Source organism: Stenotrophomonas sp. TWI273, assembly GCF_039674765.1.
GTDB lineage: Bacteria > Pseudomonadota > Gammaproteobacteria > Xanthomonadales > Xanthomonadaceae > Stenotrophomonas.
This window is the reverse complement of sequence record NZ_JBDJOA010000018.1, coordinates 1-23,650: the sequence shown is the minus strand read 5'-3', so window position 1 is coordinate 23,650 and position 23,650 is coordinate 1. Positions and strand designations below refer to the sequence as shown.

Here is a 23,650-nt window from a genome sequence, read left to right as displayed (position 1 = left end):
TCCCCTGTGTCCCTGCATCGCAACTCCGTTCCCTTCGTCATCGCTGCCGGCCTGCTGCTGCTCGCCGGCGGCGCCGGGTGGCTGCTGCACGATGGCCGCCATCAATCCACCAACAACGCCTATGTCACCGCGGACTTCACCGTGGTCGCGCCGAAGATCGCTGGCTTCGTCAGCGAGGTCCGCGTGCGGGACAACCAGACGGTCAAGGCCGGCGATGTGCTCGCGCGCATCGATGATCGCGACTATCAGGTCGCGCTGGCGGCCGCGCGTGCCGATCTCGCCAATGCACGGGCGCAACTGGCCAATGCGCAGGCCGCGTTGGCGCAGCAGGGTTCGGTAATCGATCAGGCCCAGGCCAGTGTGGATGTCAGTCGCGCCGAGCTCAGTCTCGCCCAGGCCGATCAACGCCGCTATCAAGCGCTGGCCAGCGACGGTGCCGGCACCGTGCAGAACGCACAGCAGGCGCAGTCGCGCCAGGCGGTGGCCAGTGCGCATCTGCAACAGGGCACCGCGGCCGTGGTCAATGCACGCCAGCGCACTGCGCTGCTGACCGCCAGCGTGCAGTCCGCGCAGGCCGCCGTGCAGCGGGCCGACGCCGCACAGGCCCGTGCCGAACTGGATCTGTCGCATACCGAGCTGCGCGCGCCCATCGATGGCATGGTTGGCCGCCGCGCAGTGCGCGTGGGGGCTTACCTTACCCCGGGCACGCCGGTGCTCGCGGTGGTGCCGCTGCAGCAGGCATTCGTCGTCGCCAACTTCCAGGAAACGCAGATGACGCGCATGCACGCCGGACAGCGCGTAGACGTGCAGGTGGATGTGTTCCCCGGCCAGTCGCTGCACGGCCGGATCGACAGCATCGCCCCGGCAACCGGGGTGACCTTCGCCGCGATCGCGCCGGAGAACGCGACCGGCAACTTCACCAAGGTGGTGCAGCGGATACCCGTGAAGATCGTGCTCGACGAAGGCCAGCCGCTGGCCGGCAAGCTGCGCGCCGGCATGTCGGTGGAGGCGCGCGTGGATCTGGACAGCGGCGGGCGTGGGCTGCCGGGGGAGGGCGCATGATGCGCCGGCAGACGGTGCGCCTGATGGCAGGCAGCGCGCTGTGCACCGCACTGGCGGCCTGCACCCTCGGCCCGGACTTCGTGCGGCCCCAGGCAAGCCTGCCCGCGCAGTGGGAGGGTGGCGTGATCACCTCGGCGGCCTTCGCTGATGACGCGGCGTGGTGGAACGGCTTCGAGGATCCGCTGCTGGTGGCGCTGGCGAGCCAGGCCATGCGCGCCAATCTGGATGTGCAGCTGGCGGCCAACCGCGTCGCGCAGAGCCGCGCGCTGCGCCGGAGCAGCGCCGCCGACCGCGTCCCGGCCGTCGGCGCGACGGTCGGCGCCACCCGTGCGCGCAACAGCGAAGTGGGTTTGAACGATCCGTCCGGCAATGCCGGACGGGAGGACTATGGGCTGTTCCAGGCCGGTATCGGCCTGAGCTGGGAGCTGGATCTCTGGGGCCGTGTGCGCCGCCAGGTGGAGATCGCCGATGCCCGCGTGCAGATCGCCAACGAAGACTGGCACGCGGTGCAGACCGCGGTGATGGCCGAAGCCGCCGGTACCTATCTGCAGCTGCGCGCGACGCGTCAGTTGCTGGCGATCACCGAGGACAACCTGCACATCGCGCGCGACGTGCAGCGGCTGACCCTTTCCCGCCAGCAGCAGGGCGTAGCGACCACCTTGCAGGTGGCCAGTGCGGCCGCGCAGGTGGCAGCGCTGGAGGCGCGGGTGGCACCGCTGCAGCATCGGCAATCGCACCTGCGCAATGCGCTGGCCCTGTTGCTGGCGCGCTCCCCGCAGGCGCTGGACGCACAGCTGGAAAACGCGCGGCGCGATTGGCCGGCGTTGCCCGGCATGGCGGCCGGGCTACCCAGCGACCTGGTCGAGCGCCGCCCGGACATCCGCCGCGCCGAAGCGGCCCTGCATGCGGCGACGGCTGGCATCGGTGTGGCCAAGGCCAACTTCCTGCCGCGCATCACCCTCAATGGCGATGCCGGCTTCCAGGCCAAACAGCTCGACGACCTGGACGGCTGGAACGCCCATCGTTTCAGCATCGGTCCGGCGATCAGTCTGCCGATCTTCCAGGGCGGCAGGTTGAAAGCGAACCTCGCTCTCAGCCGGCTGCAGGAACGCCAAGCTGCGCTGCAGTTCCAGAAGACGGTGCTGCAGGCGTGGCACGACGTGGACGATGCGATAGACGGGTACAGCGCGGAGCAGCGACGCGGGCAGGCGCTGCAGGTGGCGGTGGAGGAAAGTGATCGTGCCTTGATGGCTGCGCGTCGTCAGTACCAGGCCGGGGTGATCGATATGCTCGACGTGCTGACCACCCAGCGCATCGCGCTGGACAACCAGGCAGCGCTGGCTGACAGCCAGGCGGCGGCTGCGATCGCACGGGTGGATCTGTATCGCGCGCTGGGTGGCGGCTGGCGCGATGTGGGGGTAGGCGTGACCCGCGCTGGCAGCGCGTCGGCTGCCAGCGGGCCGGGCAACATGGCTCAACGCACGTTGCGCAGTTCCCAGTGACTGCCGGCCAGCATGCGCAGGCGCTGCTTGAACACGTCGCTGTCGATGCTGGTGGTGGCGCAGAGGTTGATGCGCAGATCATCCTGCGCGCCGGTCACGGTGGCGGCCGGATCGGTCGCGCCCCACTGCGGGTCGACCGCGTCGGGATCGTCCTGTTTGGCGCGCCAGCGGTCGAACAGCACCGGGGTGCGCAGGGCATTCTGAAGTTCTTCGGCCAACCCTGCCGCGCCCTGGGCGTGGAAGGACAGGTCCGGATCGTTGCCGCGCGCCTTGGCCGGGTCCGGCAGGCTGATGTCATAAGTTACTGGCATGGTTACCTCCATTGAATGCGGCAAGGCTGGCAGAGACGCGGTGCAATCCGCGTGCAGAACCCGCGGCCGTGCCCGGATCGTGGCATGGCCGCGGCGATGCTGACCAGTGCGGTCAGCCGTTGAAGGTGTGGGGGCCGTCGGCAAACCCGATCGTCACCGCGCCCTTGCCCACGTTGACCATGCCGGTCAGGCTCATCACCGCCTCGAACACATCCACGCCATGCGCCTGGCAGGTCTCACGCAACATGGCGTAGCCGGGCAGGGCCTGCAGGTCGGCCAGCTCGCCGCCGTAGCTGATGCACACGGTTGGCGTCATCAGGCCGCCCTTGACCCGCTGGCCGACGAAATCGAACAGCTTCTTCACCGCATTGTCGAAGCCCTTGATCTTGGCCACCGGCCCGGTCTCGCCGCGGTAGCCATGCAGCACCGGCTTGATGTCCAGCGCGCTGCCCAGCGCGGCGCTGATCAGGCCCACGCTGCGGTCGCCCTTATGGCGTGCACGGGCGCGCATGTAGTACAGATCGCGGGTGATCATGTAGCCGTGCACGTTGTTGGCCAGCAGCTCCAGCCGCTCGCGGATCTGCTGCACGCTCGCGCCACTGTCGCGCAGGCGCACCGCTTCCACCGCGGTCACGCCCTGTGCGGCGAACAGGTTCTGGGTATCGAGCACGCGCAGCGCGAACGGTGAGTTGAACCCTGCCGCCTGCCGTACCGGCTTGTAGTCGTTGAGGATCGCGAAGCTCGCCTGCATCGCGTTGTCGTGGATCGGGCTGCGGGTCTTGGTGATCGTCATGCAGAACACATGGTCGTAGTCGATCACCAGCTTGCCCAGGAACAGGTCCCGGATCTGGTTGACGCTGAACGGAATGGTCTCCGCCTCGGCGCCGTGCTCGGCCACATGGGCATGCAGAAAGCTCAGTGTCGCCTGTTCGTCGCGATGGTCGGCCAGCACGGCCTCGCCAATGCGGACGGTGATCGGCAGCAGCACGATGTTGTGTTGTTCAATGAAATCCTGCGGCAGATCGCACGCAGAGTCGACCACGATTCCGATGCGCATCCTGTGCCCCTCCGGCAGGTTGTAGGTTCGGAAACGTGAACGCTATCTCAAAACGGCTCGCCTTGCCTGACCGGGGAGCCGGCCCGGGCTCAGCGGCTGCGTTCCACCGCCACCGGCAGATCCTTGATCCGGGCCCACTCCCCCTGCTCAAGCAGGCGCGGGTCGGCCAGCACCGCCTGCATCAGCGGGTGGGCGTCGTTGCCCCAGAACAGTTCGCTGCCGATCGCCAGCGTCGGCACGCCGAACACCCCCGCGGCCAGCGCGGCATCCGTGTTGCGCCGCAGTTCCTCTTTGACCGACGGTGCGCCGATCGCCGCGGCGACATCGGCGATGTCCAGCATCGCGCTGGGCAGGGCGAGCGCGGCCGCACTGTCGCCGGCGTGGCCGTCGCGCCAGATCCAGTTGAACAGGAGGTCGACCGTCTCGTGGGTGGCCCCGGCGGACAGGCACAGGCGCAGGGCGGCCAGCGGATTGAATGGGTGGCCCGGTGGAAAACGCAGTGTCACCCCGGCGCTGCGGGCCTGCCACAGCGCCTGCCGATAGGTGAACAGTCGTTTGGCGGGGATCTCGGCAGGGCCCAGATTGCCCAGGTGGTGCAGCACCGCGCCGAAGGCGATCGGCACCGGCACAATGCTCTTGAACTGCGGCAGGGCCTTGAGCTGCTGCCAGTGCAGGTAGGCGAACGGTGAGACGAAATCGAAATACCAGCGCAGGGCCATGATCGGATGCTCACGTTGCGGGACGGTAGTGCCGCCGAACGCAGGGCCGCCGCAGGCAGCGGCCCTGTGCAGGGACTCAGCGCGAGTATGCGCGCGGTTCGCTCGACGCCGGCGCCTGGTAGCGGTCGCGCAGCTCGGTCTGGCGCGACCGCATCGGCATCGCGCGACCGCCCAGCCAGACCTGCTCGGCGTAATGCCCGACATCCAGCGGATCGCCTTCCCACAGCACCAGATCGGCCAGCTTGCCCGGCTCGATGGTGCCAAGCCGGTCGCCGACGCCCAGCGCCTGGGCCGGCACCCGGGTCAGGCCCGCCAGGCCATCATCCCAGGGCAACCCGTTGGCGACGGCATTGCCGGCCAGCTGGCGCATCTTGCGCGCGTTGTGCGAGGCATCGTCGCGCTGGGCGAAGCTGACCGGCACGCCGGCCGCCTTCAGTCGCGCGGCGTTCTGCAGGGTCGCACCGAGCTGGTCGAAGCTGCTCGGCAGGTTGCCCAGCCCATCCACGAACACCGGCACGCCGGCCTGGGCCAGCTGCGGGGCCAGGCGCCACGCCTCGGCACCGCCGGCGATGGCGATCTTGACCTTCTCACGGGCGGCCCAGCGCAGCAGCTGGCGGATGTCGGCGGCGCGGTCGACCTGCACCACGATCCGCCCCTGGCCGGCGAGGTAGCGCCCCAGCGTGGCGCGCCCGGCCGGTGTCAGCAGCGCATGCGGAGAGTCCGCCGGCACGCGCCCACGTGCCTCGCTGACCATCTGTTCCAGCAGCATCCACTGGGCGGCACGCGAGGTGCCGGTCAGCTCCGCACCGGACGCGCCGAGGCGGATGAACAGCGCCTGCGGGCCGACCGCGTCAGCGCTGCCGTCCAGCCGCATCACGCCGCCCTGGCCGGCGATGAAGCCGCCGCCGGTGTTCGCCCCGAGCAGCGTGAAGCCGATGCCATCCAGCCGCGCGACCGGGATCAGCACCGAATCCGGATTGAAGGCCAGGGTGACATCGAATTCCGGACGCAGCGGCTGGTCGTCCAGTTTCAGCGTGCTGTCCACCGTGGCTGACTCGCCGGAGACTTCTTCGATGCCGATATCGGTGATGCCGCCGAACAGCGCCGGGGTCAGTGGCTTGCCCGCCGCCTCGACCACGGCCACGCCGGCCGGCGCCGACAGGCCCGGACCGACGGCGCGGATCACGCCGCCCTGGACCAGCACGTCGCTGTGCTCCAGGCTGCCGCGCGCGGCGGCGGTATGCACGGTGGCATTGCGGATCAGCAGATCCTGCGCGAACACGGATGTCGCCACGCAGGTACCCGCAAGCAACAGCAGTGCGCGTGGCAGCAGGCGCATCGGGACGCGGCGGCTCATGGGCGTGCCTCCTGGCCGAGCATGAAGTCCGACAGCGGCTGCCGCCTCACGTCCTGGCGGTCATAGACCTGGTGGCCATCCACGTAGACTTTCTCGGCCAGCGCATAGGAGCTGAAAGGACTGCCGTTCCACACCACCACATCGCCCATCTTGCCGGCCTCCAGGCTGCCGGTCTGCGTCTCCACGCCGAGCGAGCGCGCTGCGTTGGAGGTCAGCCACATCATGGCCCGCTCCGGGGCGATCTCGATGCCGGCACGACGTGCGTTGGCGATCACCTTGGCCGCCTCCTGGTTCAATCGCTGAATCCCCTCGGGCGAATCCGAGTGCACGATCGCGCAGCTGTTGGCGGGGCGGTCGACCAGGGCGATGTTCTCCTGGATGCCATCGAAGGCTTCCATCTTGAAGCCCCACCAGTCGGCCCACAGCGCACCGCACACGCCTTCCTCGGCGAGCCGGTCGGCCAGCTTGTAGGCCTCCACCGCGTGATGGAAGGCGGCGATCTTGAAGCCGAACTCCTTGGAGAGATCCAGCATCGTGGCCATCTCATCGGCGCGGTAGCAGTGGATGTGCACGCGGATGTCGCCCTGGATCGCGCCGGCCAGCGTATCCAGCTTGAGGTCGCGCTTGCCGCCGCTGTCGCCGGCACTGTCGCCCTTGTCGTCACCGCTGAACCAGCGCTTCTTTTTCGGCGGTTTCGGGGTGTTCTTGGCGATGTACTCGCTGGCATCGATGAAGGCTGCGCGGTAACCGGCGACATTGCCCATGCGCGTGCCCGGGGCGGTGCCCTTGCCACCGTAGACGCGCTTGGGGTTTTCGCCGCAGGCCATCTTCAGGCCCCACGGTGCGCCGGGGAACTTCATGGACTGGTAGGTCGTCGCGGGTACGTTCTTCAAGGTCACGCCGCGGCCGCCGACCAGGTTGGCCGAGCCGGGCAGTACCTGCATCGAGGTCACGCCGCCGGCCAGTGCCGCAGCAAAGCCGGGATCCTGCGGCCACACCGAGTGCTCGGCCCAGACATTGGCGGTGACCGGTGCGGTCATCTCGTTGCCGTCGCTGTGCGCACTCACGCCCGGGCTGGGATACACGCCCAGGTGTGAGTGCACATCGATGATGCCAGGGGTCACCCACTTGCCCTGGCCATCGACACGCACCGCATCGGCCGGGGCTGTGAGGCCGGTACCCACCGCCGCGATGCGGCCGTCGCGCAGCAGCACATCGGCGTTGTCCAGGCGCACGCCGGTGCCGGTGAGCACGGTGGCATTGCTGATCAACACCGGGGCCGAGGCGATCGGCGCATAGGTACTGGGGTAGGGATCCTGGAGGAAGCGCGACGCGGCGGGCGCCGGCGCGGACACGATCGACATCAACGCCAGGCCAACGCCGACGCTCAACAACTTCTGCATGGTTCTCCCCAAGCCGCATGGACACAATTCTTCGACGCTATCCGGGACGCGGGTCGTTTGCCAAGTGACCTTCTGCATAGTTTTAGCAAATGAGACCTAGCACTGATATGAGAAACAATTGTGAACTTTTCATGAATTTTTCGGGTAGGCTCAAAGCGGCGACGAGGACCGATGCGCGCCCGTCGCAAGAGAGTCGCAGTGCATCCAGTTCCAGATTCCAACACTCGAACCAGATCAAGGAAGTTCTCAGTACATGACCGTGAATTCACTGTCCCGCGCGACGTTCCGTCGCCCTTCGCCGTCCCTGCTGGCCTCGGCCATCATCGGCACCCTGCTTGCCGCCAGCGCCGTTCCGGCGCTGGCCACTCCTACCAGCGATGCCCTGCAGCGTTATCAGCAGCAGCGCGCCGAGCAGTCCGCCGCATTCGGCCGTGATCTGCAGAGCGTCCCGCTGGCGGCGGCGTTTGCCGCGCCCACCGCCTCCATTGGCCAGGCCGGTTACCTCACCAGCCCGCGCGTCAGCGCCGAGGCGGCCAACCCCATCCTCGGCAAGCCGGGTGATGTGGAAAGCTGGCACAGCGATGAGTTCAATGCCGACTGGGGTCTGGCCGCGATGGGGGCTGATTACGCGTATGCGCGCGGCCTTACCGGTCAGGGTGTGCGCCTGGGCGTGTTCGATTCGGGCTCTGCCCTTGCCCACGACGAATTCGCCGGACGCAACACGTCCAGCATCTCCATCGGCAACGGCGGCTGCGCCGACCCGAGCATCGTGGCGGGCGAAGGTGCCTGCGGCAGCACCCGGGGCGACCAGCCCGGGTATAACTACTACGGTCTGGGGCCGGGTGTGCCGCCTGCGCTTGCTGATCGCCTGATCGCGGCAGGCCAGCCGTACGGCTTCAGCTACGCCGACCATGGCACGCACGTGTTGGGCACCGTCGGCGCCAACCGCGATGGCAACGGGATGCATGGCGTGGCCTTTGGCGCCAACCTGACCGCTGCCCGCGTCTTTGGCGACACGTATTACGAGTGGCGCCTGGATCCTGACAACTTCTACCGGCCGCGCGCGTTGTATCGCACGGATCCGGACGATGCCGCCACACTGGACATGTATGCCCAGGCAGACGCGCAGGGCGTGCGCGCGCTCAATCACAGCTGGGGCATCTCGACCCGCCATGCCACGGTGGAGAGCCTGGATGCGCAGTACGCTGCGATCGGCGCGGACTACGGCGTCTACGGCAGCATCTATGGTGAAACGGAGGGTGCACCGGGTTCCAAGCTGATCCAGGTGTGGTCGGCAGGCAACTCTGCTGGCGGCATGGCTGGCATCACGGCGGCATTGCCGCGCTGGAACCCGGAGATCGAGCCGTACTGGCTGGCCGTCGCAAATGTCCGTCTCCCCACCGCAGGTGAGACGGACTACGTCATTGATGCCAGTTCCAGCATCTGTGGTGCTTCGGCCAACTGGTGCCTGTCCGCACCGGGCACCAACATCGCCAGCACGATCGTGGCCGGCGAGATCAACGGTCGCATGGAGCTGACCGAGGATTACCTGCGTTTTCTCATCGAAAGCGAAAGCCCTGAGTACACCTACGGCTACAAGACCGGCACATCGATGGCGGCACCGCACATCACCGGTGCGCTCGGTCTGCTGATGGAGCGCTTCCCGTACCTCGACAACGCACAGGTGCGCGATGTGTTGTTGACCACGGCACGCGACCTGGGCGCGCCCGGCGTCGATGCGATCTACGGCTGGGGCATGGTCGATCTGAAGACCGCCATCGAAGGCTACGGCCTGCTGCGCGTGGACACCGACGTGGTCATGAACCAGAAAGCCGGTGGCCTGAAGGTGTGGGAAGGCGATGCGTGGGACGACTGGACCAATGACATCGGCGGCCCGGGCAAGCTGACCAAGTCCGGTATCGGCTGGCTGCGCCTGAGCGGTGACAACAGCTTCAACGGCGCCATCGTGCGCGACGGCGTGCTGGAACTGGACGGTGCGAATGCACTGACCGCTTCGGTCGATGTACAGGGCGGCCAGTTCCTGCTCAACGGCAGCCTGGTGTCCACCACGCTCAACAGCCTGGGGGGAAGCAGCGTGATCTCCACCACGGGCGTGCTCGAGGGTTCGGCGCTCAACGTGACCGGCGGTTCGGTCACGTTCAACGGTCTGCAGCAGGCGGGCGACACCAGCGTCGGCAGCGGCGGCAGCTTCGTGCTCAATGGCCGGCTGCTCGACAGCTCGCTGACCTCGTCGGGTGCCACCCGCGTCAATGCCGGTGCCCTGCTGGACGGCTCGGACCTGTTCGTCACCGCCGGCACCGTGTCCTTCAACGGCGTGCAGCAGGATGGCGCGACGGTGGTCCGTGCCAAGGGCACCTTGAAGGGCGTCGGCACGCTGGGCAGCACCCGCGTGGAAGGCATCATCGCCCCGGGCAACTCGATCGGCACGCTGACCATCAACGGCGATTACGTGCAGACCGCCACCGGCATCTACCAGGCCGAGCTGGCCCCGGGCAGCCGCAGCGATCTGCTGCGCGTCACCGGTACGGCCACGCTGGATGGCACCCTGAAGGCACTGCCGGAAGCCGGCGTGTACTACCTTGGTGAGCAGTTCAACTTCCTGCAGGCTGCCGGTGGCATCAACGGTCAGTTCGCCACGACCGACTTCTCGGCCTTCTCGCCGTTCCTGAAGTTCAGCCTGGGCTACAGCGCCAATGGGCTGCGCATCGACGTCGCCCGCGGCAACGCGCTGGCCAGCGCTGCGGTCACGCCGAACCAGATCGCCGTGGCCACCAGCGCCGATGGCCTGGCCATCAACCAGGGCCTGCCCAAGCCGCTGACCCAGCTGTTCCCGGCCCAGGTCGGTGCGGCACTGGACGCGCTGAGTGGTGAAATCCATGCCGCCACGCCGATGGCGCTGGTGGAAAGCAGCCGTTACCTGCGTGATGCGGCGCTGAGCCGTGCCGTGGGTGTGCGTTCGCCGGGGGCCGCGGATGAGGCGGCCGGTGGCGGCGCGTGGGTGCAGGCGATCGGTGGCAGCGGCAAGCTCGACGGCGATGCCAATGCCGCGCGCACCGATTCCAACAGCAATGGTCTGCTGGTCGGTGCCGATCATGTGTTCGGCGGCGGTTGGCAGGTCGGTGGACTGGTTGGTACCGGCCGGACCGACATCAAGCAGGCCGCGGGTCGCGGCGCCCGGTCGGAGATCGACAACACCCACTTCGGTGCCTACGTGGGCAATCAGTGGGGGGCGTTCGGTCTGCGCGCCGGTCTGGGTTATTCCCGCCATGACGTGGACAGCAAGCGTCAGCTGACGTTTGCCGGCTACCAGGATGCGCTGTCGGCCACGTACGACGCCACCACCCGCCAGGGCTTCATCGAGGGCGCATACCGCTTCGGTGGTCGCGAAGGTGGCCTGGAGCCGTACCTGCAGTTCGCGCGCGTTGAGGTGGACGTGGACGGCATCACCGAGCAGGGCGGTGCTGCGGCACTGCACGGCCAGGTCGCCGACACCCGCACCAACGTGGCGACCGCCGGCGTTCGGTTCGACAAGGGCCTGAAGACCTCGTGGCAGCAGGAAAGCTGGCTGCACGTGCGCGGTGGCGTCGGTTACCGCCGTGCCTCCGGCGACCGCAGCCAGGTCGCCGATCTGGCCTGGACCGGCGGCAGCAGCTTCGCGGTCAGCGGTGCGGCGATTGCCGACAACGCCGTGGTCGCCGAGCTGGGCCTGTCGGCCTGGTTGAGCCCGCGCAACCAGCTGGAGCTGGGCTACAACGGCACCTTCGGTGACGACGCCCGCGACCGCAGCGTCACCGCGCGCTGGTCCGTGCAGTTCTGATCCAGCGGTACTGGTAAACGGGAAAAGGCGGCCATTGGCCGCCTTTTTCTTGCCTGCGGCCGTGAGGTCGCGATCGCCACTTGCGCCGTGATCATCCAGCGTGGGAGGGTCAGACAGGCGGGGGCCGTCCGTGCCACTCTGCATTCACAAGGAAGTGTCGATGAACGTTACCGAAGGCTTCGATCGCAAGCACGCCACGCATTACCACCGGTTGCTTGTCCTGCTGGCGTTCGCGTCCGGCCTCATGCTGGTGGCTGGATTCTTCGAGCAGTCGCCCAGCGCGCTGCCCAAAGAAGCGCGCATCCTCCTCGCAGCACTCTCCCTGCTGACGACCACCGCCAGCTACCTGGTGATCAAACAGATCCAGTACGCCTTTCCGTTTGTCGGCATATCGTCCATCGCCTTTGCCGCCTCGCTCTGGGCGTTCGGTGCGCCAACGGCCCTCGTCCTGCTGCTGGCCATACCGGCTGCCCTCCTTTCGCTGGTCTCCCTTGTCCTCAAGGGCAGGGCCGATGGGATCGACCACCGGGAGTAAGCGGCCACGCTCGACGCCGCGCGGCCGGTCTCGCAGAATTGTCGCCTGTCGTTTGTCGGAACAGCCCCATGAAAACCAAACAGGACATCGTCGAAAACTGGCTGCCGCGTTACACCGGCGTGCCGTTGGAGCAGTTTGGCCAGCACATCCTGCTGACCAACTTCGGTGGCTACCTGCACACCTTTTCCCAGCTGACCGGTGCCCCCATCCAAGGCGCGGACCGGCCCATGGCCAGCGTCACCAGCGACGACATCACCCTGATCAACTTCGGCATGGGCAGCCCGAACGCGGCCATCATCATGGACCTGCTGTCGGCGGTCATGCCCAAGGCGGTGCTGTTCCTGGGCAAGTGCGGTGGGCTCAAGCGCAAGAACCAGCTGGGGGACCTGATCCTGCCGATCGCCGCGATCCGCGGCGAGGGCACTTCCAGCGACTACCTGCCGCCGGAAGTCCCGGCCCTGCCGGCTTTTGCCCTGCAGCGCGCGGTCTCGACCATGGTCCGCGACCTCGGCCACGACTACTGGACCGGCACCGTCTACACCACCAACCGCCGGGTCTGGGAGCACGACGAGGCCTTCAAGGAAAAGCTGCGGGTGATGCGCTGCATGGCCATCGACATGGAGACGGCGACCCTGTTCGCGGCCGGTTTTGCGAACCACATCCCGATCGGGGCCTTGCTGTTGGTGTCCGACCAGCCGATGATTCCCGACGGCGTGAAGACCGAGGTCTCCGACGCCAAGGTCAGCTCACAGTTCGTCGAGAACCATATCCAGATCGGTATCGAGGCGCTTAAGCTGATACGGCGCAACGGCAAGTCGGTCCGCCACCTGCGTTTTGACGAGTAACGGCAATGGAACGGATGGACGTCTTGGGGCGTGCCATCCACAGGGGTAGTGAATGGACGTGGCGGCACAAGTAGTGGAGTTCTGGCGCGACGCCGGACCGCAGCAGTGGTTCGCGCGCGATGACGCGTTCGATGCGCGGTTTCGCCATCAATTCCAGGAAGAACATTTTGCCGCCGCCCGCCGCGCGCGCGAGCATTGGTTGAGCAGCGCAGAAGGCGCGCTGGCGCTGATGATCCTGCTCGACCAGTTCCCGCGCAATTGCTTCCGCGATACGGCGCACGCCTACGCCACCGATGGCCTGGCGCGCCATTACGCCATGCGTGCGGTGGAAGAGGGCCTGGATCTGCAACTGGTGCCCAAACTGCGGGCCTTCATCTACCTCCCGTTCGAGCACTCCGAGGATCCGCAGGACCAGGAACGTTCGGTGGCGATGTTCGATGCGCTGGGCGACAAGGAATACCTGCAGTTCGCCGAACTGCATCGCGACATCATCCGCCGCTTCGGGCGCTTCCCGCACCGCAATGCGGTGCTGGGGAGGATGCCGACGCCGGAAGAGCTGGATTATCTGGCCGAGGGTGGGTTTGCGGGTTGACCGGTGGAAGGACGCCACCGGCGCCACGAACAAAAAAACGCCGGCAATGCCGGCGTTTTTCTTACCCGCAACGTGCTGAAGATCAGTACTTCGGCACGCCGTTGTCCACCTCGTTCGACCAGGCGTCGATACCGCCGGTGATGTTGGACACCTTGGTGAAGCCCAGGGCACGGAACTGCTCGGCGGCCTGCGCGCTGCGGCCACCGTGGTGGCACAGGAAGGCCAGCGCGGTGTCCTTGGGCAGGGATTCCAGGCGGGCGCGGTTGTCACCGTCGAAGGTTTCGAACGGGGCGTTGATCGTCGCGATCGCACGCTCGTCGGCCGGACGCACGTCGACCACGGTGATGCTGCCGGCGCGGAGCTGGTCATCAGCGTCGCGCACGCTCAGTTCCTGAACGGCCTTGGGCGCGTTCGGGTTGTCGATCGCCAGGCCCTTGCCGCGGATGTCGTCGACCCAGTCGATGGTGATGCCTTCGGCGCGGCGGGCGCTGGCCAGATCGAACTGCACGCGCAGGCCGTTGGACTCGGCGGCGATCGCGTTGTCGTCGTGCGGGGCGAGCTGGAAGTTCGGCTGGAAGCGCGCGTCGATGCCCAGCTGCAGCGAGGCACCCGGGGAATCGGCCAGCGCGCCACGCAGCATTTCCACGGCGGCCGGGGTCACGGTGATGCGCGGCGGGGTGCGGTCGGGGGCGGCAAGGCCGAGCACACTGCTCAGCTCACCGTTGCCGGCCATCTGCAGGATGATGTCGCTGCCACCGATCAGCTCGCCGTCGATGTACAGCTGCGGAATGGTCGGCCACTCGCCATAGGCTTTGATGCCTTCGCGGATGTCGGCGTCGGCGAGCACGTTGACGTGGTCGAACTCCACCCCGAGGTCCTGCAGGGCGCCGACGGCTTTGGCCGAGAAACCGCACTGCGGCATGCTCGGCTGACCCTTCATGAACAGCACGACGCGGTTGGCGTTGAGAATGGATTCGATGCGCGAGCGCAGGGCGGGATCAAGGAACATGACGGTCAGGGTCCGGATATGCGAACCGTCTATTCTACGCGGCATGGCATCATGGGGCATGACCGTACCGGAAACGTTGTATCGCATTCCCCGCCGCCCCTGGCGCTGGCTGCCGTGGCTGGTGCTGTCGCAGCTGCTGGTGGTGCTGGTCTGGGCCGCCTGGGGCTGGCGCTACGGCCTGCCGCTGATGGTGGCCACGCATGTCCTGTTCATGGTGCCGGTCTTCCTCCCCAACAGCCGCTTCTACGCCCCCGTGCTCAGCCGCCTGCCCGGGGATGCCCGCAAGGTCTGGCTGACCATCGATGATGGCCCGTCGGCGGAAACCCCGGCGGTGCTCGATCTGCTGGACCGCTACGAGGCCAGGGCGACCTTTTTCCTGGTTGGTGAACGCGCGCAGGCGCAGCCGGACCTGGTCCGCGCGATGCTGGCCCGGGGGCACAGCCTGGGCAACCACAGCCACCGCCACCCGCAGACGCGTTTCTGGCGGCTGGGGCGACAAGCCATGGCCGCGGAGATCGCGCAATGCCAGCAGGCCCTCACCGCGATCGCCGGCACGCCACCGCGCTGGTACCGCTCGGTGGTCGGGATGACCAATCCATTCGTGGCCCCCGCGTTGAAGCAGTGGCAGCTGACCCGGGTGGGCTGGAGCGCGCGCGGTTTCGACGGGGTGGAGTGCACGCCCGATCAGGTGGTCGAACGGATCACCCGTGATCTGGCGCCGGGCAGCATCGTGCTGCTGCACGAGGGCGCCGCACATGGCCACAACCTGGCCATCATCGAGGCGGTGCTGCAGGCGGTGCAGGCACGTGGCCTGCACGCCGGGCTGCCGGACTGAGGCCGAGGGCTACGCCGGCGGGAGTGCGGGGATCAGCTCAGGGAGCCGATGATCATCAGCAGCACCACACCGAGGATGCTGCCGATCGAGATCACCAGGCCGAGGATCGCGAACACGCGGCGGCGGTCTGCCTGCACTGCACCGGCAACGCCCAGGCCAAAGGCCACCAGCTGCATCAGGGCCGTGCACATCAAGCCGAGGCCGACCAGGATCGCCGACATCGAGGTCTCCTCCATGCCGCCGGGCGTGGTGGTCTCGATGATGCCGGCGATGACGATCAGGCCCAGCATCAACACGGCACCGCACAGGGCGGTAATGAACGCGGCAATACCCATGCCGGAATGAGGGGTGTGCATCAGGGCTCCTTGTCGATGCGGTGAAACGGAGGAATCACGGGGTGAGGGGCTGCGCGGCCGCGGCGTCTGTTGGCGGATGCGAGGCGTGCCACTGGTCGCGGATCCAACCGCCAAGCGACAGCTGTGCGATCAGCAGACCCAGCGTCACCAGCAGCGCGATGATGCCGAACAGGCGGCGCCGGCGCGGCTGCAGCACGCTGCCCAGGCCGAGCAGCAGGGCCAGGATGGCCAGGCCGACACTGCTGCCGAGCAGCGCCGCCAGCGACCACGGCAGCTCGCGCATGGCCGCGTGTTCGGGCGCATGCGCGTAATGCATGCTCAGCAGCAGCATCACCAGGCCACAGGCGCTGACGATCAGCGCGGCGATGCCAAGCGCGGAATGTCGGGTCTGTCGGGGCATGGGCGGCTCCTTGCCGGAAGGGGGGCGGGAGTATGCGCGTGTGCGGCCCGCGGCGCGAGCCACGGCGACTACGCAGCGAGCGGACGATCGCCGACGATCAGCCAGTTGTTGAACGGGGTATTGCCGTACAGCGGTGTCATCCGCAGCTGCAGCCCGGCGGTTTCCAACGGAGTGCGCAGGCTCCCGGCATCGGGATAGTGGCGTGGACGCGTGCCCATCCAGCCCACCAGGTGCGCGAGCATGTCGGTGATCCGCGTGGTCCGGTCGCGGCCACTGTGGTCAGCCAACGTGGTGCGGATCACCAGCCGCGCCCCGGGTGCCACGCGCGCGGCGGCATCGTGCAGCAGTTGAGTCTGCGCGGGTGCGGGCAGGTACTGCAGCACGTCGAGCAACGCGACGTTGCCGAGGTGGGCGGGCAGGGCCGCGCTGGCGTCCATGCAGGTGAACCGTGCATCCGGCAGCGCGGCCCGGGCACCGGCCTGCTCGGCGCGGGCGACCTTGCCAGCGTCGATGTCCACGCCGTGATACGGAAGTGTACTGCCCTGCTGGCGCAGCACGTGCGCCAGCAGCCCCAGGCCGCAGCCGATATCCAGCAACGGCGCCACAGGCGCATCGTTCAACGCCGCGAGCACGCCGGGATACAGCGGATCACTGCCGAGCTTGCCGCGGCTGTAGTAATAATCGCGGCGATTGCCGAACCGCTGCGGCGGCAGGAACGCCGTGGCGATCCGGCGGGCCTGCTCCCTGGCCAGCGGCAGCGTGGCCTCGCTCAGCGGGTCGGCTCCGCCCACAGCACGCGCGTGACTTCGAAGGCGCGCTGGTGCCACAGCGTGTACATCGCGGCGGACGGATGCAGACCATCCTCGGCCAGCATGACGCGCTCGCCGCCCAGCTGGCGGCTCAGGTCGGTGATGTCGACAAAGGCCACGTCATGTTCGGCGCAGATGGCCGCAGCGGCAGCGTTGTAGGCATCCAGTTCCTGCCCGATCTGCACGCGGTCGCGGCCGGATGCCACGGCATAGGGGGTCACGCCCCAGTCCGGGATCGAGAGCACCAGCACGCGCGGTGCACGCTCGCCGGCGAAGGCGAGCGCGCGCTGCAACAGCGCGGTGAAGCGCGGGCGGTACTCGTCCACGCTGCGTCCACGGTATTGATCATTGACCCCGATCAGCAGGCTCACCAGCGCGAACGGACCCTGCGGTGCGTCGGCATCGATGCCGGCCTCAAGCTCGTCGGTGGTCCAGCCGGTGGTGGCAATGATCGTTGGATCGTCCACGTCCACGCCGATATCGCGCAGGGCGGCGGCCAACTGCGTCGGCCAGCGCCCGGACGGCTCGACGCCTTCGCCGATCGTGTAGGAATCGCCCAGCGCCAGGTACGGCCGGCCCATCAGGCCACCGCGCTGCGCGGCTTGAGCGGGACCACCTTGGTGTTGGCCTCGGCACGGCGTGCCAGGGCGCGGTCGATGCGCGCGAACACATCGCGCATCACCTCCGGCTCGGGCAGCAGGGTCACGCGGAAGTGGTGGCGGTAAGGCACGTTGAAGCTCGAGCCCGGGACCACCAGTACGCCTTCTTCGTTCATCAGTTCCAGCGCGAAATCATGGTCGTCGAAGCTGCGTGCCGCCGCACCGACCACCGCCGGGAACGCGTACAGCGCGCCGGCCGGGGCCACCAGCGACAGATGCTCGCTGGCGTTGCAGGCTTCGATCACCGCGCGGCGGGTTTCATACAGACGGCCACCCGGCGCGCACAGCGGCGAGATGGTGTCCGGCCCGTTGACCGCGGCATCGATGGCGTACTGGCCCGGCACGTTGGCGCACAGGCGCAGCGCGCTGAGCAGGTCCATCGCCGCACGGAACTCGCCCAGCCGCTCGGCCGCGCCGGACAGCATCGCCCAGCCCACGCGCCAGCCGCAGGCGCGATGCACCTTGCTCAAGCCGCTGAAGGTGATGCAAGGGTGCTCGCCGGCCAGCGGCGCGACGGCATGGAACTGCGCGTCGTCATACAGGATCTGGTCGTAGATCTCATCGACCATCAACAGCAGGTTGTGCTTGGCGGCGATGGCCACGATGCGCTCCAGCAGATCGCGCGAGTAGCTGGCGCCGCTGGGATTGTTCGGGTTGATCAGCACGATCGCGCGGGTGCGCGAGGACACCAGCGCCTCGATCTCGACCGGGTCGGGCTGGAAGCCGTTCTCCGGTGCGCAGCGGTAATACACCGGGCGGCCATCGTTGAGGATGGTCGCGGCCGACCACAGCGGGTAATCCGGCGAGGGCACCAGCACTTCGTCGCCCGGGTTGAGCAGGGCGCGCAGCGACAGGTCGATCAGCTCGCTGACGCCATTGCCGATGAACACCCGATCCGGGTGCGCATCGGGTGCGCCGCGACGGGCGTAGGCGGCGGCGATGGCTTCGCGCGCCTCCGGCAGGCCCTGCTGGTGGGTGTACGGGTCGGTGCGGCCCATGTCATCGGCGATCGCGCGCTGCAGGTGCTCAGGCGCGCGGAACCCGAAGTTGCCCGGGTTGCCGATGTTGAGCTTGATCAGCTTGCGGCCCTGGGCCTCCAGCTCCCGCGCTCGTCGCGCCAGTTCGCCCCGGATCTCGTAGCGGACTTCGGACAGGCGCTCGCGGGTGGCGAGCGGCTTCAGCGGGGGCGTGGACATGAACGGGCCGTCATTCAGGCATGGAAACCGCATGGTAGCGGAATTGTTGCGTTGCAGGGCAAGCGTTTCCGGCCCAACGCCTAGCCCTGCAAGGCAGTTGCAGATGAAAGGATTTCCACCCGTCCACGCCTGCGCCGCTCCGCCGCGGCAACGCCTGGTCGCCACACCCATTAGAATGGGCACGATGAGCGAACCCACTGATTACCTTGCCCTGCAGACCATTGGCTGGCCCTGGCCGGGCGGCCCGGAGCTGCCGGACTGGCAGGCCCTGTTCGAGCAGTTCCCGCAGGCGCGCCCGGGCCGGGTGATCGAGCAGCATCGCACCGGCTACATCGTCTCCGATGCGCCCGAAGCGGCGATCAAGACCGAATCCCCGCCGGAATGGCAGCGCCCACGCTTCCCCAGCCACGAGCGCGCGGCGGTAGGCGACTGGGTGCTGCTGGAGGGCATCAAGATCGTGGCCCTGCTGCCGCGGCGCACCGCGATCAAGCGCGGCGCGGCCGGCGAGCATTACCACCAGCAGGTGATCGCGGCCAACATCGATACGGTGTTCATCGTCTGCGGGCTGGATGCGGACTTCAATCCGCGCCGGATCGAGCGCTACCTGCTGCTGGTCGGCGGGGGCGGTGCACAGCCGGTGGTGGTGCTGACCAAGGCCGACCAGACCGAGTACAGCCAGGACGCCCTGGACGTGCTGGAAGAACTGGCAGCGCAGAATATTCCGCTGCTGGCGATCAACGGCAAAGACCCGGCCAGCGCCTCGGCCCTGTTGCCGTGGCTCGCCGCTGGCCAGACCGTGGTACTGGTCGGCTCCTCCGGTGCTGGCAAGTCGACCCTGACCAATACGCTGCTCGGCCACGAGCGCATGAAGACCGCCGATGTGCGCGTCAACGACTCGCGCGGCCGCCACACCACCACCCACCGCGCACTGATTCCGCTGCCGGCCGGCGCCTGCCTGATCGACACCCCTGGCATGCGCGAGCTGAAGCCGACCGGTGAAGAGGCCCTGAGCGAAGGCGGCTTCTCCGACGTGGAAGCCCTGTCGGCGCAATGCCGTTTCCGCGACTGCGCCCACCAGCGTGAGCCGGGCTGTGCGATCCGCGCGGCCATCGATGACGGCACGCTGGATGAAGAGCGCCTGCTCAACTACTTCAAGCTGAAAGAAGAAGTGGCTGCCGCCGCGGCCAAGCTGGCCGTGCGCCAGGCGCAGCAGGCCATCGAGCGCAAGCACGTGGGCAAGGGCGCGCAGTGGCGGCCGGGCGGAAAGGGCGGCCGACGATAGCTTTTGCTACTGTCCGTCCATGGACACGCCAATGACCGTGGATCGTGACGTCGCCCACCACACCGCGCTCGATGCCCAACTGGTCGAGGCGGTGGGCGGGATCAAACTGCTGGGGCTGACCAGCTGGCCGGCCGCGCTGCAGGCGCCGTTCCTGGCCAGCGTCGCCCGCGGGCAGCCGGTGCTCCCGCAGGTCGACTACCCCAAGCTCGATTTCACCGATACCCGCCACCGGCTGGCCGCGATCAGCGCGCAATGCGATCCCGACCATCCCATCGGCCTGTACGTGCAGCGCTCGGCGCACAGCTGGGACCAGGCTGCCGGCCTGCTGGAATCGCTGGGCACCGCCGAGGTGGATCGTTACTCGGTGGAACTGTTCGGCGCGCCCGAGCAACCGCTGCCCGGCAACGGCCCCAGCACCCGCGACGCCGCCCGCCACTTCATCCAGATCGCGCAGGAACTGGACCACGAGCTGCTTGCGCCCGAAGAACAGGTGCCGGTCTCGGCCACCGCGCTGCAACTGCAGTTGCAGAGTGATCTGGATGCCTTCTTCGAATCGCGGATCATCAGCGTCCACCTCGATCCGGACCTGATCTCCAAGGCGGCCGCCGGCCCGAACCGGATCCGCCTGCGCACCAGTGCGCGTTTCAGCGCCTACGACCGTGCGCAGTTGTTCCATCACGAGGCGCTGGTGCATTCCTTGACCGCGCTCAACGGCCGCGAGCAGCCGCACCTGCCCAGCCTGGCGCTGTCCTCGCCGCGGGTCACCGCGACCCAGGAAGGACTGGCGACCTTTGCCGAGCAGATCACCGGCAGCATCGACATCGAGCGCCTCAAGCGCATCAGCCTGCGCACCGAAGCCATTGCCATGGCGCGCGAAGGAGCCGATTTCATCCAGGTGTTCCGCTACTTCTGCGAGGCCGGCCAGAACAACGAAGAGAGCTTCGCCTCCGCCCAGCGCGTGTTCCGCGGCGTGCCCCCGAGCGGTGGCGCGGCCTTCACCAAGGACACGGTGTACCTGCGCGGGCTGGTCTCGGTGCACACCTTCTTCCGCCACATGCTGGCCGAAGACCGCCTGCAGGTCTGCCGCTGGCTGTTTGCCGGCAAGATGTCGCTGACCGATGCGATCGCCTTCGCGCCGCTGTTCGAAGAGGGCATCCTGCGCCCGCCGCGCTGGTTGCCGCATTGGGTCAGTCGCGCGAACGGATTGGCCGGCATGCTTGCGTTCTCCTTGTTCGCCAATCGCATCCGCATGGATCAGCTCGCCCCCGAGTAGTGCCGGCCGCTGGCCGGCAAGCTCGCGCGCCTTCCACAGGCACCCAGTGCGTCAATGAGCACTGCATCGCAATTCATCTGCGATGCGCTGAACCGTAAACATCCTTTCATCTTCCGCTCGCATGCTGGTCATGCACCTGCATTGCGCAGGTCATCTTCCCCCATGTAACGGACGACCATGCTTACCCGACCCCTGACGATCGCGGTGGCGCTCGCGCTGTGCGCCGCCCATGCCAACGCCAACGCTGCCGATGTAGACGCCACCGCTGCTGCCAACGTCGCGCTCAGTGCGCAGACCCTGGACACCGTTTCGGTGATCGGCCAGGGCGAGACCCGCCAGGTGCAGCGCATCACGGCCGTGGACAAGGAAGTACTGCCGCCGGGCACCAGCGGCCAGAAGATCCTCGATCGCCTGCCGGGCGTCTCGGTACAGTCCAACGATGCCTTCGGTGCCAACGAAGAATCGCAGACGATCAGCCTGCGCGGCTTCGACAAGAGCCGCCTGGGCTACACGCTGGATGGCATTCCGCTGGGCGACAACAGCTACGGCAACTACAACGGCCTGAGCATCGCCCGTGCGCTGATCGCCGAGAATCTCGCCGGTGCGGAACTGTCGCAGGGCATCGGCTCGCTGGGCGTCGCCTCGACCAGCAACCTCGGCGGCACCATCCAGTACTTCTCGCAGGACCCGTCCACCGAGTTCGGCGGCAAGGCCAGCGTCACCGTCGGCGATGACAACCAGCGCCGCGGCTACCTGCGCGTGGACACCGGCGACATCAATGGCTTCTCGGCTTATGTGTCCGGCGTGCATCAGGATTCGGACATGTGGGCCGAACCGAACCAGAACCAGACCACCCGCCAGTTCAACGCCAAGGCGGTCTGGAACGTGGGTGACAACCGCTTCGGTGCCTTCGCTGCCACCTCGCGCGTGAGCCAGGCCAACTACGCCTACCTGTCCAAGAGCATGCTCGCACGTGGCCTCGGCTGGGACTGGAACATCTACGCACCGGACTGGGATCGCGCGGTCGCCGCCGCGTACTGCGCACCGGGCACCTACAACGCGCAGAAGTGTGCGTTCACCGGTGGCGTCAACAGCATCGATGACGCGTACTACCAGAGCCGCGCGCTGCGCGACGACAACCTGTACTCGCTGGATGCCGACCTCGCGCTGGGCGACAGCGCCCGCCTGAAGCTGCTTGGCTACCACCATGAGAACCGTGGCCAGGGCCACTGGTGGGCACCGGGCCAGCCGTCCAACCCCGGCACCCCGGAGATGCTGCCGATCTCCATCCGCAGCACCAACTACACCATCAACCGCCAGGGCATCACCGCCGCGCTGAGCTGGCAGTGGGGCATCCATTCGCTGGAAGCAGGGCTGTGGTATGAGCGCAACGACCACAACGTCGAGCGCAATTTCTACTACATCACCGGTCCGTTCCTGGATGACGGCTACCTCAACCACCCCGACCGCCGCCTGTTCGATCAGGACTTCGACATCCGCACGCGCCAGTTCTACGTGCAGGACCGCATGCGCTTCCTGGACGACCGCCTGACCGTGGATGTGGGCATCAAGAGCCCGAACACCCGCATGACGGCCAACGCGAAGCCGGGCACGGAAGCCAGCTACGCCTCCGGCACGCTGACCGCCAAGGAATCGGTACTGCCGCAGGCCGGCATCGGCTTCAAGCTGAGCCCGAACCAGGAAGTGTTCGCCTCGTACTCGGAGAACATCGCCGCCTTCGTCGGTGGCGGCAGCGGCGGCCCGCTGCAGGTCTCGCCGGAATCCTTCGCGGCCAGCGCCGGGCTGGAACCAGAGAAGTCCAAGACGCTGGAAGCCGGCTTCCGCACCTTCGGCGAAAAGTACCAGGCCTCCATCGCGGCCTATCACGTGACCTTCGACAACCGCCTGCTCTCGCTCAATCCCTGCACCAGTATTGAAGTCGGCACGCGCCCGGAGTGCATCACGCGCTTCATCAACGTGGGTTCGGTGAAGAGCCGCGGTGCGGAACTGACCTTCATCCTCAAGCCGATGGACGGCCTGCAGTGGTACAACGCGCTCTCGTGGAACAAGACCACCTACGAGGACAACTACACCTCGGGCGGTGCGATCGTGCCGGTGGCCGGCAAGATCACGGTGGACACGCCCGAGCGCATGGCCTCCAGTGAGATCAGCTGGAACCGCGATGGTTTCTTCGCCAGCCTGCGCGCGAAGTACACAGGCAAGCGTTACTACACCTACACGAATGACCAGTCGGTGCCCGGGGTGACGACGTTCGATGCGGGCATGGGCTATTCGTTCGGGCCGGGCATGGGCCTGCGCGATATCAAGGTGTCGCTCAACGCGACCAACCTGACCAACAAGCGCTACGCCGGCCAGCTCAGTTCGTTCGCCCCGACCGATCCGACGGGTACCCGCTATGCGATCCACGCCAGTGCGCCGCGTCAGCTGTTCATGACGGTCGCTGCGGAGTTCTGACCAACGCGGGCACCGCCAACCGTCCATCGCGGTAGCCACCGACCGTTGGTCGGTGGTGCCGGTAGTGGCGGGGCGAGGGCCGGCACCCCCCACACACCGCGAAACCGGGGGGGCGGCCCCCGGCCGACCCACCAA

At 67.6% G+C, this 23,650-nt stretch carries 21 protein-coding genes; 10 read left to right on the top strand and 11 right to left on the bottom strand.

Going from position 1 to position 23,650, the window contains the following annotated elements:
- The first annotated feature begins 6 nt into the window (after positions 1 to 6).
- Together ABE571_RS16555 and ABE571_RS16550 are read left to right on the top strand one after the other, a co-directional pair.
- Positions 7 to 1,062: an HlyD family secretion protein gene (locus ABE571_RS16555; RefSeq protein WP_346483169.1), complete on the top strand. Its 1,056-nt coding sequence runs from the start codon at positions 7 to 9 to the stop codon at positions 1,060 to 1,062.
- Positions 1,062 to 2,564 (top strand): efflux transporter outer membrane subunit, encoded by a 1,503-nt coding sequence (locus tag ABE571_RS16550; RefSeq protein ID WP_346481994.1) that lies wholly within the window; start codon positions 1,062 to 1,064, stop codon positions 2,562 to 2,564. Before ABE571_RS16555 ends, ABE571_RS16550 begins: the two co-directional genes overlap by 1 nt.
- Here ABE571_RS16550 and ABE571_RS16545 read toward each other — a convergent pair.
- The 5 genes from ABE571_RS16545 to ABE571_RS16525 all read right to left on the bottom strand — a co-directional run bounded on the left by ABE571_RS16545 (position 2,537) and on the right by ABE571_RS16525 (position 7,411).
- A complete protein-coding gene (locus tag ABE571_RS16545) occupies positions 2,537 to 2,875 on the bottom strand; it encodes a hypothetical protein (RefSeq protein ID WP_346483168.1) in 339 nt (112 codons plus the stop codon). The two genes, ABE571_RS16550 and ABE571_RS16545, sit on opposite strands and share 28 nt — an antisense overlap.
- A 112-nt stretch (positions 2,876 to 2,987) precedes the next feature.
- The gene (locus ABE571_RS16540; protein ID WP_313219619.1) at positions 2,988 to 3,932 is read right to left on the bottom strand and encodes a DegV family protein; all 945 of its coding nucleotides are present in this window, start codon (positions 3,930 to 3,932) and stop codon (positions 2,988 to 2,990) included.
- Between the two features lie 89 nt (positions 3,933 to 4,021).
- The gene (locus ABE571_RS16535) at positions 4,022 to 4,654 is read right to left on the bottom strand and encodes a DsbA family protein (protein WP_346483183.1); all 633 of its coding nucleotides are present in this window, start codon (positions 4,652 to 4,654) and stop codon (positions 4,022 to 4,024) included.
- A 73-nt stretch (positions 4,655 to 4,727) separates the two neighbouring features.
- Complete coding sequence (locus tag ABE571_RS16530; protein WP_346483182.1) at positions 4,728 to 5,990, bottom strand: amidohydrolase family protein; 1,263 nt, start codon at positions 5,988 to 5,990, stop codon at positions 4,728 to 4,730.
- A 14-nt stretch (positions 5,991 to 6,004) separates the two neighbouring features.
- A complete protein-coding gene (locus ABE571_RS16525; RefSeq protein WP_346494182.1) occupies positions 6,005 to 7,411 on the bottom strand; it encodes an amidohydrolase in 1,407 nt (468 codons plus the stop codon).
- 253 nt (positions 7,412 to 7,664) lie between these two features.
- Here ABE571_RS16525 and ABE571_RS16520 point away from each other — a divergent pair, with 253 nt between their 5' ends.
- The 4 genes from ABE571_RS16520 to ABE571_RS16505 all read left to right on the top strand — a co-directional run bounded on the left by ABE571_RS16520 (position 7,665) and on the right by ABE571_RS16505 (position 13,221).
- Positions 7,665 to 11,249, top strand: a complete 3,585-nt coding sequence (locus tag ABE571_RS16520; RefSeq protein ID WP_346494180.1) for an autotransporter domain-containing protein — start codon at positions 7,665 to 7,667, stop codon at positions 11,247 to 11,249.
- 160 nt (positions 11,250 to 11,409) lie between these two features.
- Complete coding sequence (locus ABE571_RS16515; protein ID WP_346494178.1) at positions 11,410 to 11,784, top strand: hypothetical protein; 375 nt, start codon at positions 11,410 to 11,412, stop codon at positions 11,782 to 11,784.
- A gap of 68 nt (positions 11,785 to 11,852) precedes the next feature.
- The gene (locus tag ABE571_RS16510; protein WP_088432404.1) at positions 11,853 to 12,629 is read left to right on the top strand and encodes an AMP nucleosidase; all 777 of its coding nucleotides are present in this window, start codon (positions 11,853 to 11,855) and stop codon (positions 12,627 to 12,629) included.
- 52 nt (positions 12,630 to 12,681) lie between these two features.
- Entirely contained in the window at positions 12,682 to 13,221 is a 540-nt protein-coding gene (locus tag ABE571_RS16505) for a DUF924 family protein (RefSeq protein ID WP_313209127.1), read from the top strand.
- Positions 13,222 to 13,303: 82 nt separating this feature from the next.
- On the opposite strand, the gene grxD is transcribed toward ABE571_RS16505, so the two are convergent.
- Positions 13,304 to 14,230: a Grx4 family monothiol glutaredoxin gene (gene grxD, locus ABE571_RS16500; protein ID WP_346494176.1), complete on the bottom strand. Its 927-nt coding sequence runs from the start codon at positions 14,228 to 14,230 to the stop codon at positions 13,304 to 13,306.
- A 58-nt stretch (positions 14,231 to 14,288) separates the two neighbouring features.
- Between grxD and ABE571_RS16495 the strand changes: the two genes are divergently transcribed.
- Complete coding sequence (locus tag ABE571_RS16495) at positions 14,289 to 15,065, top strand: polysaccharide deacetylase family protein (RefSeq protein ID WP_346494174.1); 777 nt, start codon at positions 14,289 to 14,291, stop codon at positions 15,063 to 15,065.
- A 32-nt stretch (positions 15,066 to 15,097) separates the two neighbouring features.
- Here the strand turns inward: ABE571_RS16495 and ABE571_RS16490 are convergent, their stop codons facing one another.
- From ABE571_RS16490 to ABE571_RS16470, 5 genes are all read right to left on the bottom strand, one after another.
- The gene (locus tag ABE571_RS16490; RefSeq protein WP_313209129.1) at positions 15,098 to 15,421 is read right to left on the bottom strand and encodes a hypothetical protein; all 324 of its coding nucleotides are present in this window, start codon (positions 15,419 to 15,421) and stop codon (positions 15,098 to 15,100) included.
- 34 nt (positions 15,422 to 15,455) lie between these two features.
- A complete protein-coding gene (locus ABE571_RS16485) occupies positions 15,456 to 15,821 on the bottom strand; it encodes a hypothetical protein (RefSeq protein ID WP_313209130.1) in 366 nt (121 codons plus the stop codon).
- Positions 15,822 to 15,889: 68 nt separating this feature from the next.
- Positions 15,890 to 16,573: a class I SAM-dependent methyltransferase gene (locus ABE571_RS16480; protein ID WP_346483181.1), complete on the bottom strand. Its 684-nt coding sequence runs from the start codon at positions 16,571 to 16,573 to the stop codon at positions 15,890 to 15,892.
- A gap of 17 nt (positions 16,574 to 16,590) precedes the next feature.
- A complete protein-coding gene (locus tag ABE571_RS16475) occupies positions 16,591 to 17,211 on the bottom strand; it encodes a GDSL-type esterase/lipase family protein (protein ID WP_313209131.1) in 621 nt (206 codons plus the stop codon).
- Positions 17,211 to 18,485 carry a pyridoxal phosphate-dependent aminotransferase gene (locus ABE571_RS16470; RefSeq protein WP_313209132.1) on the bottom strand — a complete coding sequence of 425 codons (1,275 nt, stop codon included), beginning with the start codon at positions 18,483 to 18,485 and terminating at the stop codon, positions 17,211 to 17,213. Before ABE571_RS16470 ends, ABE571_RS16475 begins: the two co-directional genes overlap by 1 nt.
- A 175-nt stretch (positions 18,486 to 18,660) precedes the next feature.
- Here ABE571_RS16470 and rsgA point away from each other — a divergent pair, with 175 nt between their 5' ends.
- The 3 genes from rsgA (at position 18,661) to ABE571_RS16455 (ending at position 23,515) form a co-directional block, all read left to right on the top strand.
- Positions 18,661 to 19,767: a ribosome small subunit-dependent GTPase A gene (gene rsgA, locus ABE571_RS16465; protein WP_265308967.1), complete on the top strand. Its 1,107-nt coding sequence runs from the start codon at positions 18,661 to 18,663 to the stop codon at positions 19,765 to 19,767.
- A gap of 19 nt (positions 19,768 to 19,786) precedes the next feature.
- Positions 19,787 to 21,040, top strand: a complete 1,254-nt coding sequence (locus ABE571_RS16460; RefSeq protein WP_346494172.1) for a flavohemoglobin expression-modulating QEGLA motif protein — start codon at positions 19,787 to 19,789, stop codon at positions 21,038 to 21,040.
- Positions 21,041 to 21,217: 177 nt separating this feature from the next.
- Positions 21,218 to 23,515: a TonB-dependent receptor gene (locus ABE571_RS16455; protein WP_313219626.1), complete on the top strand. Its 2,298-nt coding sequence runs from the start codon at positions 21,218 to 21,220 to the stop codon at positions 23,513 to 23,515.
- The last annotated feature ends 135 nt before the right edge of the window (positions 23,516 to 23,650 follow it).